We start from the raw sequence: 12,346 nt of genomic DNA, 5'->3' as shown, positions 1-12,346 counted from the left end.
TACGTACCAGTTTGGTGAATGGGTGTGGGGTGGGAGGAACGATGCACGGATTTCGGCGCGGCAGAGGGACCGTGGGCACCGGCGTGGTGTGCGTTGTCGCGGCCTGGCTGTTGGCGGGTTGCGCCGCGCCGGCGTTGCCGTCTGCGTCATCCGCATCGGCCGCCTCGCCGATCGCCGGCCTGCGGCTGCTCGGCAGTGCGACGCTGGCGCGCACGCCCGATGGGGTGCTGCAGCACTTCGGCGGCATCTCCGGCATGGACCGCGATCCGGCCAGCGGCGACTGGCTGATGCTCAGCGACGACAAGTCCGAGCTCGCGCCGGCGCGCTTCTACACGCTGCGCCTGCGCATTGGCGCGCAGGGCATCGGTGCGATCGAGCCGCTGGCGGTGACGCTGCTGCGCCAGCCCGACGGCACGGCCTACCCCGGGCTCGCGCAGGCGCGTGCACAGCCCGGCGCGGTGGTGCCGGACCCGGAGGCGCTGCGCATCGACCCGCTCGACGGCAGCCTGCTGTACACCAGCGAGGGCGACCGCGGCCTCGGGCTCGACCCGTTCGTGCGCCGCATGGACCGCGACGGTCGCTTCGTGCGTGAGCTGGCGCTGCCGGCGCGGCTGCACCTGCAGCGCGATCCGCCGCGCGGGCCGCGCCACAACCTGAGCCTGGAGGGCCTCGCGTTCACGCCCGATGCGCAGGCGCTGTGGGTCGCGATGGAAGCGCCGCTGATCGAGGACGGCCCGCTGCCCGACGCGCAGCACGGCGCGCTGGCGCGCTTCAGCCTGCTCGGCCGCGACGACGCGCTGCTGACGCAGGTGGCCTACCCGGTCGACGCGATCCCGCGCACGCCCACCGGCGGTGGACGCCGCGCCGACAACGGCGTCAGCGAGATATTGGCAATCGACCGCGACCGGCTGCTGGTGGTCGAGCGCTGCGGCTACGAGGTCGACACGATGGTGTTCCGCTTCGCGATCCGGCTGTACGAGGCGGAGGTCGGCGGCGCGCAGGACGTGTCCGCCATCGATTCGCTGCAGCAGCCCGGCGTGCGCCCGTTGCGCAAGCGGTTGCTGCTCGACCTGTCGACGTTGTCGGCGCAGATCGGGCCCATCGACAACATCGAAGCCGCCGCCTGGGGCCCGCGCCTGCCGAACGGCCACGCGACGCTGCTGCTGGCCTCGGATGACAACTTCTCGCCGAGCCAGCGCAACCAGTTCATCGCGCTCGAGGTGATCCCATCGGACACGGCAGCGCCAACCAGCTCAACTTTCAGCGTTTACCCGTGACGCGTTGAACCCCGGGAAGCAACTCTTTGCGCGCTTCGGCAGTGAACCGGACTCCCGTCACGGTGCGATGCGTCTTGCCTCGGCAAACACGTCTTTCGCCTCGTAGGTTCGGACCTCACCTCGTTCGCAGGCCTCCACTCGGCGCTCGATCTCTTCGTCCCAAGCCGCTTCGATATGCGCAAGCGAGGAGTCCTGAAGCGAATCGAGCAGTCTCTCGGCCATGCGCACACGGTCTTCCGGAGAAAGTGCCACGCTGCGCAGATGCACGCTGAGGGCCTCAGGGAAGCGCCTGAAGGCCCTCGGCGATATCTCTGCGCTCGTGCAAGACACGCACGAGTTCAATGCAATCACCACCGTCGAAGTAGGCGAGGAGGTAAGGAAATTTCTTGAGTCGCCAGGTTCGCAGGCCGGACATCTGGAGTTCGACGGCATACCGAGGCGAACCCGTGGCCGACTGGGCAGCCACATGACGAAGCCCGATGTCGACTGCCTCCACGAAGCGATTTGCGAGATCGTCCCCGCCTTCAGTCAAGTAGTAGCCCACCGCGTCATGGAAGTCGCGCTCCGCCTGTTCACGCCACAGCAGCGTGCGAAGCGTCACCGCGACGCTGCCTTGCGAATCCGCTGGCGCTGCGCCTCGATGATGCTTTCATGGCTGCGCTCACTGATCGGCGATGCGAGGCCTTCGATCACCAACGCCTTGAGCGCCATCCGGTCTTGATCCTTGCGGATCAGGTCGCGCACGTATTCGCTGCTGGTGCCGTAGCCGCGGGCGACCACCTGTTCGTCGACATAGTCCTTCAAGGCGTCCGGAAGCGAGATGTTCATCGTGCTCATCCGCGAAATGGTAATCACGTTGGCAAAATTTGGCAAAGTCATGGTTGAGGAAATGGTTGGATCGAATCGGCGCAGTCTGAAATTCGACCCCGGCAGCGTCAACCAGTCCATATGAACGCTTGACTCGACACGCTCGCCGCGGCGAGGGACATTCCCGAGCCCGCCCCACACAGCGCTTTCGTATAGTCCCCCGATGCCCGCCCCCCACCGCATCCTGGTCCTCGACGACGAGCCCGACGTGCTCGACTGGATCGGCGCGGTGCTGTCCGATGGCGGCCTGCAGGCCACCGCGGTGCAGACCGGCGACGAGATGCAGCGCGCGCTGCGCGAGCGCCCGCATTCGCTGGTGATGCTCGACCTGAAGCTGCGCGGCGAAGATGGCCTCGCGATCGCGCGCGAACTGCGCCGCAGCTCGACCGTGCCCATCATCATGATGAGCGGCAAGGGCGACGAGGCCGACCGCGTGCTCGGCCTCGAACTCGCCGCCGACGACTTCCTCGTCAAGCCGATCTCCGGGCGCGAACTGCTGGCCCGCGTGCGCGCCAGCCTGCGCCGCTCGACCGAACTCTCCCGCCCCGCGGCCCGCCCCGACGACCCGGTGCACGAACGCTACCGCTTCGGCGACTGGGTGCTCGACCGCACCGCCCGCACGCTGGCGCGCAGCAGCGGCGAGCCCTGCGACGTGACGCGCGGCGAGTTCGCGCTGCTCGCCGCGATGGTCACGCAGGCCGGCCGCGTGTGGGCGCGCGACGAGCTGCTGTCGCAGTTCCGCGGCACCGAGACCGAGGCCTACGACCGCAGCGTCGACGTGCTGATCCTGCGCCTGCGCCGCAAGATCGAACCCAATCCGCGCCAGCCCGCCTACATCCGCACCGAGCGTGGCCAGGGCTATGTGTTCGGCGTGCCGGTGACGCGCGGCTGACACGTGGCGCAGGCCATCACGGTGGATGCGGCGGCGACGCCTGCCATGCCCGGCGGCGAGCCGCCCGCGCGCTTCGCGATCCGCACCCGGCTGCTCGCCACCTTCCTCGCGCTGCTGCTGCTGACCATCGTGCTGGCCGTCACCGGCATCGCCGGCATGCGCCACAACCAGCGCGCGCTCGACGACTTCGAGGCCGGCGTGATGCCCGAGATCGCACGCGTGCTGGAGCTGGCCGAGAAGGTGTCGCAGCTGGCCGCCGTCGCGCCGAGCATCGCCGACAGCGACATGCAATCGCCCAGCCGCAGCGACAGCCAGCTGGTGCGCGTGCTGCTCGGCGAGATCCGGCGCCTGTCGGGCGACCTGCCGACGCGGGCCGATTCGCGGCTGGAGGCGAGCGCGATGCTCGACGGCATCGACCGCGACCTGACCAGCCTGCTCGCGCTGTCGAGCGAGCGCCGCCGCCAGCAGGCGCAGCTGCGCAGCCAGCGCGACACGCTCGATGCGCTGGGCGACCAGCTGTTCCGCAACCGCGTGCGCGTGCAGCGCGAGGCGCCGAGCCTGCAGTCGATCTGGAGCACGCTGGTCGCGGCCGAGCTGGCCGACGAGTACACGACGCTGGGCCGCAGCGAGGCCGACGTCGAGGCGCTGTGGGTCTTCGCGCAGCAGGCCGGCGAGGACCGCCGGCTGCCGGCGCTCGCCGCCGCGCTGCAGGCGCTGTGCTTCGGCGACGACGGCGCGTTCCAGCTGCGCCGCCGGCAGCTGCGCACCGAGCGCCAGCTCAGCACCGTCGTGCAGCTGATGCGCAGCCACTCCACCCAGCTCGGCGCACGTGCCAGCGCCTACGTGGGCGAGCTGCGCAAGGTGTCGACCGAGCGGCGCGACACGGTGCGCGGCACGGTGAGCTCGGGCGCATCGGCGCTGGTGCTGGTGAGCGCACTCTCGGTGCTGACGGCGCTGGCCGGCGCGCTGTACGTGCAGCGCGTGCTGCGCGACCTGCAGGCGATGACGCGCACGATGACGCGGCTGGCCGGCGGCGACGTGGCGCAGCCGAGCGCGGCCATCACGCGCCCCGACGAGATCGGCGAGCTGGCGCGCGCCTTCCAGGTGTTCCGCGATCACCTGCTCGAGAAGCAGCGGCTGACGCAGGGCCTGCACGTGCAGGGCCGCCTGCTGGAGAGCGTGTTCCACAGCATGAACGACGGCCTGTCGGTGTACGACGCGACGGGCGCGCTGATCGTCTGGAACCAGAAGTTCGAGAGCCTGCTGCCGTTCGCGCCCGGCGTGCTGCGCCTCGGCGTTCCGATCGGCGAGCTGAACGCGGCGCTGCCGGCCGGCGCCACCTGGCGCGCGGTGGCGGCCGACACCGCGGCGCGCCTCGGCCGGCACCGCATCGCGGCGTCGGCCGAGCTGCACCTGCCGGCCGGCCGCGTGCTGGAGATCCTGAGCCACCCGATGCCCGACGGCGGCTGGGTCGCCGTCTGCCGCGACCTCAGCGCCCGCCGCGCGATGGAGGCGCAGTTGCGGCAGGCGCAGCGCATGGAGGTGCTGGGCCAGCTGACCGGCGGCGTCGCGCACGACTTCAACAACTTCCTGAGCGCGATCCTCGGCAACCTGGAGCTGCTGCGCAACCGGCTGGCCGGCGACGGGCCGACCGCCGCGCTGGCGGTGCGCGCGCACAAGGCGGCCGAATCGGCGGCCGGGCTGTCGCGCCGGCTGCTCGTGTTCGCGCGGCGCCAGCCGCTGGAGGTCGAGGCGGTGTGCGTGGACGACATGCTGGCCGAGATGCAGGACCTGGTCGAGTACAGCGTCGGGCCGGCGATCGAGGTGCGGATCGACGAGGGCCTTCCACGGCTGTCGGTGCAGGCCGACCGCGGCCAGTTGGAGAACGCGCTGCTGAACCTGGCGTTGAACAGCGCCGCCGCGATGCCGCACGGCGGCAGGCTGACGCTGTCGATCGCGCACGCCGCGCACAGCGCCTGCGTCGCACCGGCCGGTGAGGCGGTCGTGGTCCGCGTGCACGACACCGGCCACGGCATGCCGGCGGAGGTGCAGGCACGCGTGGCCGAACCGTTCTTCACGACGAAGGCGCCCGGCCAGGGCAGCGGGCTGGGGCTCGCGATCGTCGACGGCTTCATGCGCCAGTGCGGTGGCAGCCTCGTGCTGCACAGCGCCGAAGGCCGCGGCACCACGGCCGAGCTGTGGCTGCCGGCCTCGCGTGGCGGCGCCGCGGCTGCGGCGCCGCGCGTGGCGATCCGTGCGGGCGGCACGGCGGCCCGCGTGCTGCTGGTGGAGGACGACGACAGCGTGCGGGCCACGGCTGCCGCGCTGCTCGACGACCTGGGCGCCACCGTGACCGAAGTGGCGTCGGAGCAGGACGCGCTGGCCAGCATGGCGGCGCACGGCCCGTTCGATTTGCTGGTCTCCGACGTGATGCTCGGCGCGGGTGGCGACGGCATCGCGCTGTGGCACCGCATCGCGCGCGACTGGCCGCAGCAGCGCATCGTGCTGACCTCGGGCCTGCCGCCGGAAGTGCATGCGCAGCGCAGCGACTGGCCGGCCACGGCCGCCTTCCTGCCGAAGCCGTTCACGCGCAAGAGCCTGGAGGCCTTGCTGGCATGAATCTCCACCGCCTCGACCTGGTTTCGCTGCAGCTGTTCAGCCTGGTCGCGCGCAGCGGCAGCATCAGCCAGGGCGCGGCGCTGGCGCACCTGGCGGTGGGCGCGGCCAGCAAGCGCATCACCGACCTGGAGGGAGCCGTCGGCACGCAGCTGCTGGAGCGCCATTCGCGCGGCGTCACGCTGACGGCCGCCGGCCAGGCGCTGCAGCTGCATGCGCAGCGCATCCTGAGCGACGTCGACCGGCTGGCCGCCGACCTGTCGGACCATGCCGCGGGGCTGGTCGGCGTGGTACGGCTGTGGGCCAACACCTCGGCGATCACGCAGTTCCTGCCGCCGGACATTGCCGCCTTCATCGCGCACAACCCGGGCATCCGCATCGAGCTGGAAGAAGAGGACAGCAGCGCGGTGGTGCAGGCGGTGCTCGACGGCCGGGCCGACCTGGGCATCTTCGCCGACCGCACGCCGACGCACGGGCTGCACACGATGGGCTACCGCGAGGACCGGCTGGTGCTGGTGCTGCCGCGCGGCCATGCGCTGGCGCGCCGGCGCAGCCTGCGCTTCGAGGAGCTGCTGGACTGCGATTTCGTGAGCCTGTCCGAAGGCACCTCGCTGGCACGCCGGCTGCACACCGAGGCGCAGGCGCTGGGCCGCCAGCTGCGCTTGCGCATCCGCGTGCGCAGCTTCGACGCGATGTGCCGCATGGTGGCCGCGGGGCTCGGCGTCGGCGTGCTGCCGCGCGATGCGATCCTGCCGCATTTGCGCTCGATGGACCTGCGGCAGGTCGCGCTGGCCGACGACTGGACGCGCCGCAAGCTGCTGCTCGGCGTGCGCGATGCAGCCGCGGTGCCGCGGCACGTGCGCCTGCTGATCGACCACCTCGATCCGGGTTGACCCTCATCCGCTTTCGCGAACCGCGAAAGCTCGCTGCACACCTTCGTCATTCCGCATCGCCGGGCCGGTTTCGACAATGGCCCGATGGACACACCCTCCCCCGCCCCCGGCGCGTTGCACGGCGTGCGCGTCGTCGAGATGGGCCAGCTGATCGCCGGCCCGTTCGCCGGCAAGACGCTCGGCGAATTCGGCGCCGACGTGATCAAGGTCGAACCGCCCGGCAGCGGCGACCCGCTGCGCAGCTGGCGCCTGCTGAAGGATGGCACCTCCGTCTGGTGGCAGGTGCAGTCGCGCAACAAGCGCTCGATCGCGCTCGACCTGCGCGACGCCGAAGGGCAGGACATCGCGCGCCGGCTGATCGCGCAGGCCGACGTGCTGATCGAGAACTTCCGCCCCGGCACGCTCGAAGGCTGGGGGCTCGGCTACGAGGCCTTGTCGGCACTGAACCCCGGCCTCGTGATGCTGCGCATCTCCGGCTACGGCCAGACCGGGCCGTACCGCGACCTGCCCGGCTTCGGCGCGATCGGCGAGGCGATGGGCGGCCTGCGCCACCTGACCGGCGAGCCCGGCCGCGTGCCGGTGCGCTGCGGCATCTCGCTCGGCGACACGCTGGCCGCGCTGCACGGCTGCATCGGCGTGCTGACCGCGCTGTACCACCGCCAGGCGCATGGCGGGCGCGGCCAGGTGATCGACGTGGCCTTGAACGAGGCCGTCTTCAACGTGATGGAGAGCCTGCTGCCCGAGTACAGCGCGTTCGGCGCGGTGCGTGGGCCGGCCGGCAGCGCGCTGCCCGGCATCGCGCCGTCGAACGCCTACCGCTGCCGCGACGGCGTGGTGCTGATCGCGGGCAACGGCGACAGCATCTTCAAGCGCCTGATGCAGGCGATCGACCGCGCGGACCTGGGCAACGATGCGGCGCTGGTCGGCAATGCGGGGCGCGTGGCGCGTGCGGCCGAACTCGATGCCGCCATCGAGGCCTGGACCGCCGGGCGCGACGTGGCCGACGTGCTGGCCGTGCTCGGCGAAGCGCGCGTGCCGTGCGGCAAGGTCTACACCGCGCAGGACATCGCCGAAGACCCGCATTACCGGGCGCGCGAGATGCTCTTGTCGCAGACCACGCGGGCCGGCGACACGCTGGAGGTACCCGGCATCGTGCCGAAGCTGATGTCGACACCGGGCAGCGTTCGCACATCGGCGCCGAACCTGGGCGACGACACCGACGCGGTGCTGCATGAGCTGGGGCTGCGCGATGGCGAGATCGCCGCGCTGCGCGAGCGGGGGGTGGTGGCATGAGCAGCATCTGGCACGGCGAGGGCCGGCGCGTGCGCCTGTGCGAGGTCGGCATGCGCGACGGCCTGCAGAACGAAGCGGCCTTCGTGCCGACCGCCGACAAGATCGACCTCGTCGATGCGCTGTCGCAGGCCGGCGCCGCCAAGATCGAGGTCACCGCCTTCGTGTCGGCGCAGGCCATCCCGGCGCTGCGCGATGCCGAGGTCGTGATGCGCGAGATCCGCAGGCGGCCCGGCGTCGTCTACAGCGCGCTGGTGCCCAACGTGCGCGGCGCGCAGCGCGCGATCGACGCCCGCAGCGACGAGCTGAACCTGGTGATGTCGGCCAGCGAGAGCCACAACCTCGCGAACCTGCGGATGACGCGCGGGCAGTCGTTCGCCGCGCTGTCGCAGGTGGCGGCGCTGGCGCGCGAGGCCGGCGTGGCGGTCAACGTCTCGCTGTCGTGCTGCTTCGGCTGCCCGATGGAAGGCGAAGTGCCTGCCACTACCGTGCTCGACTGGTGCGAACGCTTCGTCGATGAACTGGGTGCGCAAGGCGTGACGCTGTGCGACACCACCGGCATGGCGTATCCGCCGCAGGTGCAGGCGCTGGTGCGCGACTTCCGCGCCCGCTGGCCGGCCACCGCGCTGACGGTGCACTTCCACGACACGCGCGGGCTGGGCCTCGCGAACCTGCTGGCCGCGATCGACGCCGGCGCCGATTGCTTCGACGCGTCGCTCGGCGGCCTGGGCGGTTGCCCGTATGCGCCGGGTGCGAGCGGCAACGTCTGCAGCGAGGACATGGTGCATGCGCTGGCGCTGATGGGCTACGACACCGGGGTCGACCTGCACGCGCTGATGAACGCCGCCGAGCGGCTGCCGGCGTTGATCGGCCACGACCTGCCGGGCCAGATCGTCAAGGCCGGGCGGCGCCTCGACCTGCACCCGCTGCCCGACGACTTCGAGGCCACGCGTGCACGCGCGCTGGGCCGCGGCTGAACCTCATCACGACATCACAACAGGAGACACCCCATGAACCGCACATTGCACGCGCTGGCCCTTTCGCTGGCCGCCGCCTCGCTTCCGGCACTGGCCGCCGATCCCTATCCCGCCAAGCCGATCACGCTGATCGTGCCGACCGCCCCCGGTGGCACCACCGACCTGGCCGCGCGCATGCTGGCCGAGCCGCTGGGCAAGGCGCTCGGCCAGACGGTCATCGTCGACAACCGCGGCGGCGCGAGTGGTGGCATCGCCGCGGTGGCCGTCAAGCGCGCCGAGCCCGACGGCTACACGCTGCTGATGCAGTACTCCGGCTACCACGTGATCACGCCGCACCTGATGAAGCAGTCGCAGTGGGAGCAGCGCGACCTGCAGCCGGTCGCCAACGTGCTGAGCGCGCCGCAGCTGGTGGTGGTGCGCGCCGGGCTGCCGGTGAAGACGCTGGCCGAGCTGGTCGCGTACGCGAAGCAGAACCCGGGCAAGCTGAGCTTCGCGTCATCGGGCAACGGCTCGCTGCAGCACGTGACCGGCGCGATGCTCGCGCAGCAGGCCGGCGTGCAGATGACCCACGTGCCGTACAAGGGGACCGGGCCGGCGCTGCAGGACCTGCTCGGCGCGCAGGTCGACCTGAGCTTCGGCACGCCGCCGCCGTTCATCCCGTTCGTGCAGTCGGGCAAGCTGCGCGCGCTGGCGGTCACCGGCCCGCATCGGCTGGCCTCGATGCCCGACGTGCCGACCGCGGCCGAAGCCGGCATGCCCGGGCTGGACGCGACCTCGTGGTTCGCGGTGTTCGCCCCGGCCCGCACGCCGGCCGCGGTGGTCGACAAGCTGACGCGCACCATCGCACAAGTGATGGCGACGCCGGCGTTCAAGCAGAAGGCAGCGGAACAGGGCGCGACGGCCGACTACCTGGCGCCGGCGGCGCTCGGCAATTTGGCCCGCAACGAGCTGGCGCGTTGGGGCGAGGTGGTGAAGAGCGCGCACATCGAAGGCGACTGAGTGCAAGCTGCGACCGGCTTGCCGGGCGAAGTCTTCTTGATGGAATGGTCAGGCGCTGCTATCTGCATGCCTCGGGCGGCCGGTTGACTTCCTTGCAGCCTTGGAAGGCCTCCAGCCGGATTGTTCCCTTGCCCATACGGTACGGATCAAAGCACGCATAGCTTTCGTTGTAGGCATCCCAAGCCTCTTCGCAAGGCGTTTTCCTTGGCTTTGGCGTTGTCGCGGCCGGCGCGGCTGCAGCTTCGGGGCTGGCCCGCACCAGATCTTCTCTGTACTTGGCAAGGCGCTCTGTCGCAGCCTTCCTGTCCGCCTCCGACACGGGGCCACTTTTCACTGAGATACCTTTGGCGGAGCTTGCCTTTCCCTCCGGGACGGCGTCGCCGTAGTGGACTTGGCCTTTTGCGTCAGCCCATTTGTAGACATCTATTGCATGGCAAGGAAACCAAATCGCAGTCAACAGCAGTAAACCGAACGGCGTTTTCATGGCGTAGATCTTCTCGATCGGCACTGAATGCACTTGCAGCGCCCAAGGTTTTAGATGAGAGGCAAACACCGGCAAGCCGGTGTTTGTCCCCTCGATTGAAGGGCCAGGCGTCACGGCTGGGCCTCCAGGTTCAGCAGGACTACGCCGAAAACCACGAGCACCAGACCTGCGAGCTTGAGAGCCGAAGTTTGCTCCCCGTAGAAAGCGATGCCGACCAACGCAATGGCTGCTGTTCCGCTCGCAGCCCACACTGCATAGGTGACTCCCATTTCCAGTTGCCGCATCGCTATGGCCATAAGCCAGATTGCGATCACATAGAAGAAACCCGCGACGGCAGCCGGAAGAAACTTCGTGAACCCACTGGAGTGTTTGAGTGCCACAGTACCTGCCACCTCCGCAACGACGCTGGCCACCAGAACCGACCAGGCCACGAGTGTTGATTTCATACGATACCCCTACTGAACGTGCGAGCCGACCACTTGTACCGAGTGGCGCTAGCAGTTGGGTAAGCGGTACCTGAAGCACAGCCCGGCTCAGCGACGGACGCGGTAGCGGATGTGTGTGGCCTCCGGCGTGTCGATCACCCGAACGATCTCCAGCTCGATGCGCGACGGCAACACCTCGAACAGCCGACGCCCACCGCCGAACAGCACCGGGATCTGGTGAACTTGCAACTCGTCCAGCACACCGGCCTCGAGCGCCCGTTGCGCCGTGTACGCGCCCAGCATGAGCACGTCGCGTTTCCCGGCGGCGGACTTCGCCTGCGCCATCGCGCTCTCGATCCCATTGGTCACGTAGGTCACCAACGGATAGTTCGCGACGGACGGACCGGGCGGCCGATGGCTGGGCACGAAGATCCGGACACCGTGATTGTCACCGCCCCAGTGATCGACCTGCTCCACGGTACGTCGACCCGCCAGTATTGCGCCGGGAGCGTTCCATTCGTCCCACAACTCCCCGGTCGGCCCCGACGGCCGGGAGAAGTCCCCGTACCACTCGTGCAGCCGCATGAACTCGTCTCCGCCGGGGTTGCCCACTTCGTCGTTCGGACCTGCGATATACCCGTCGAGTGACATCGACATGTAGAGCACTGATGCGGACACTTCGGCCTCCTATGAATTGCACCCGAGAACGAGAAAACGTCCGTGCCGCCATCCTATGGGCATAAAGATGTGGGCGCCCACAAGCGGTAGCTCAACGTTCGACATGAATGGCCAGGACAAGCTCAGCTCGCTGTTCGGCGAGCAGCGTACGCGACCGCCAACATTTCGCCGATGCGTTCGGCGTCGGCAGCGCTGGCTTGGCGGACAAGCATGTTGAGAGAGGCCATTGCGGCAATCTACCTCCGACCGAAGGCCGGATGCACGGCAGTGTGGTCAGGTCCTCATGTCGATTGGCACACGGCTGGTTCGTCGTGAGGCTGGGGGCACCGAGAATCACGGTGCCGTTCACCTCACACCACTTTCAGGAGAACCTCCATGCGCCTCGCCCTGTCCCTCGCCGCCGGCCTGCTGACCACGCTCACCGCCCATGCCGCCCCGGTCACCTACAAGATCGATCCCGACCACACCTTCCCGAGCTTCGAGGCCGACCACATGGGCATCTCGGTGTGGCGCGGCAAGTTCAACAAGAGCAGCGGCACGGTGCGCTACGACAAGGCCGCCGGCACCGGCGACCTCGAGATCACCGTGCTGCCGGCCAGCGCCGATTTCGGCCAGGACGCGCTGAACAAGGTGGCCCAGGGCAAGGAACTGTTCGACGCCAAGAAATTCCCGAAGGCCGTCTACAAAGGCAAATTCGACAAGGTGGTCGACGGCGTGCCGACCGAGGTGGCCGGCGAGCTGACGCTGCACGGCGTCACCAAACCAGTCACGCTGAAGCTGAACTGGCTCAAGTGCGTCCCGCACCCGATGCTGAAGCGCGAGATGTGCGGCGCCGATGCCATCACGACGATCCAGCGGGATCAGTTCGGCATCGACGCCGGCAAGGACTGGCACTTCAACATGGACGTGACGCTGCGCATCCAGGTCGAAGCGATCGCCGTTCAGTAG

General features: G+C 69.6%; 14 protein-coding genes. 8 read left to right on the top strand and 6 right to left on the bottom strand.

Annotated elements, in window-relative coordinates:
* Window positions 1–71: 71 nt before the first annotated feature.
* A complete protein-coding gene (locus BUE42_RS13125; RefSeq protein WP_159445412.1) occupies window positions 72–1,277 on the top strand; it encodes an esterase-like activity of phytase family protein in 1,206 nt (401 codons plus the stop codon).
* 57 nt (window positions 1,278–1,334) lie between these two features.
* Here BUE42_RS13125 and BUE42_RS13120 read toward each other — a convergent pair whose 3' ends face one another.
* Genes BUE42_RS13120 through BUE42_RS13110 form a run of 3 tightly spaced genes read right to left on the bottom strand, consistent with a single transcriptional unit; the run spans window position 1,335 to window position 2,114 of the window.
* Window positions 1,335–1,544 carry an addiction module protein gene (locus BUE42_RS13120; protein WP_073465545.1) on the bottom strand — a complete coding sequence of 70 codons (210 nt, stop codon included), beginning with the start codon at window positions 1,542–1,544 and terminating at the stop codon, window positions 1,335–1,337.
* Window positions 1,545–1,554: 10 nt separating this feature from the next.
* On the bottom strand, window positions 1,555–1,878 hold the full coding sequence (locus BUE42_RS13115) for a type II toxin-antitoxin system RelE/ParE family toxin (protein WP_073465544.1): 324 nt from the start codon (window positions 1,876–1,878) through the stop codon (window positions 1,555–1,557).
* Window positions 1,875–2,114 carry a type II toxin-antitoxin system ParD family antitoxin gene (locus tag BUE42_RS13110; RefSeq protein ID WP_073465543.1) on the bottom strand — a complete coding sequence of 80 codons (240 nt, stop codon included), beginning with the start codon at window positions 2,112–2,114 and terminating at the stop codon, window positions 1,875–1,877. Before BUE42_RS13110 ends, BUE42_RS13115 begins: the two co-directional genes overlap by 4 nt.
* A gap of 193 nt (window positions 2,115–2,307) precedes the next feature.
* Here BUE42_RS13110 and BUE42_RS13105 point away from each other — a divergent pair, with 193 nt between their 5' ends.
* The 6 genes from BUE42_RS13105 (at window position 2,308) to BUE42_RS13080 (ending at window position 9,811) form a co-directional block, all read left to right on the top strand.
* Window positions 2,308–3,036, top strand: coding sequence for a response regulator (locus BUE42_RS13105; RefSeq protein ID WP_073465542.1), 729 nt, complete (start codon window positions 2,308–2,310; stop codon window positions 3,034–3,036).
* Between the two features lie 3 nt (window positions 3,037–3,039).
* A complete protein-coding gene (locus BUE42_RS13100) occupies window positions 3,040–5,655 on the top strand; it encodes a PAS-domain containing protein (protein WP_235002309.1) in 2,616 nt (871 codons plus the stop codon).
* On the top strand, window positions 5,652–6,545 hold the full coding sequence (locus BUE42_RS13095) for a LysR substrate-binding domain-containing protein (protein ID WP_073465541.1): 894 nt from the start codon (window positions 5,652–5,654) through the stop codon (window positions 6,543–6,545). Before BUE42_RS13100 ends, BUE42_RS13095 begins: the two co-directional genes overlap by 4 nt.
* Window positions 6,546–6,629: 84 nt before the next feature.
* A complete protein-coding gene (locus BUE42_RS13090; RefSeq protein ID WP_073465540.1) occupies window positions 6,630–7,838 on the top strand; it encodes a CaiB/BaiF CoA transferase family protein in 1,209 nt (402 codons plus the stop codon).
* Entirely contained in the window at window positions 7,835–8,812 is a 978-nt protein-coding gene (locus tag BUE42_RS13085) for a hydroxymethylglutaryl-CoA lyase (protein ID WP_073465539.1), read from the top strand. The genes BUE42_RS13090 and BUE42_RS13085 overlap by 4 nt, the downstream gene beginning before the upstream one ends.
* A gap of 33 nt (window positions 8,813–8,845) precedes the next feature.
* Window positions 8,846–9,811, top strand: coding sequence for a Bug family tripartite tricarboxylate transporter substrate binding protein (locus BUE42_RS13080; RefSeq protein ID WP_073465538.1), 966 nt, complete (start codon window positions 8,846–8,848; stop codon window positions 9,809–9,811).
* A gap of 58 nt (window positions 9,812–9,869) precedes the next feature.
* On the opposite strand, the gene BUE42_RS13075 is transcribed toward BUE42_RS13080, so the two are convergent.
* The 3 genes from BUE42_RS13075 to BUE42_RS13065 form a co-directional block, all read right to left on the bottom strand.
* Window positions 9,870–10,409: a DUF4124 domain-containing protein gene (locus tag BUE42_RS13075; RefSeq protein ID WP_143171472.1), complete on the bottom strand. Its 540-nt coding sequence runs from the start codon at window positions 10,407–10,409 to the stop codon at window positions 9,870–9,872.
* A complete protein-coding gene (locus BUE42_RS13070) occupies window positions 10,406–10,741 on the bottom strand; it encodes a DMT family transporter (protein WP_073465536.1) in 336 nt (111 codons plus the stop codon). The genes BUE42_RS13075 and BUE42_RS13070 overlap by 4 nt, the downstream gene beginning before the upstream one ends.
* An 87-nt stretch (window positions 10,742–10,828) precedes the next feature.
* The gene (locus tag BUE42_RS13065; protein WP_073465535.1) at window positions 10,829–11,398 is read right to left on the bottom strand and encodes a dihydrofolate reductase family protein; all 570 of its coding nucleotides are present in this window, start codon (window positions 11,396–11,398) and stop codon (window positions 10,829–10,831) included.
* Window positions 11,399–11,773: 375 nt separating this feature from the next.
* Between BUE42_RS13065 and BUE42_RS13060 the strand changes: the two genes are divergently transcribed.
* Window positions 11,774–12,346: a YceI family protein gene (locus tag BUE42_RS13060; protein ID WP_073465534.1), complete on the top strand. Its 573-nt coding sequence runs from the start codon at window positions 11,774–11,776 to the stop codon at window positions 12,344–12,346.

Origin of the sequence: Rhizobacter sp. OV335, assembly GCF_900142965.1 — a bacterium.
Lineage (GTDB): Bacteria > Pseudomonadota > Gammaproteobacteria > Burkholderiales > Burkholderiaceae_C > Rhizobacter.
Note: the sequence above shows the minus strand (reverse complement) of the source record. Positions and strands in the feature narration are given on the sequence as shown.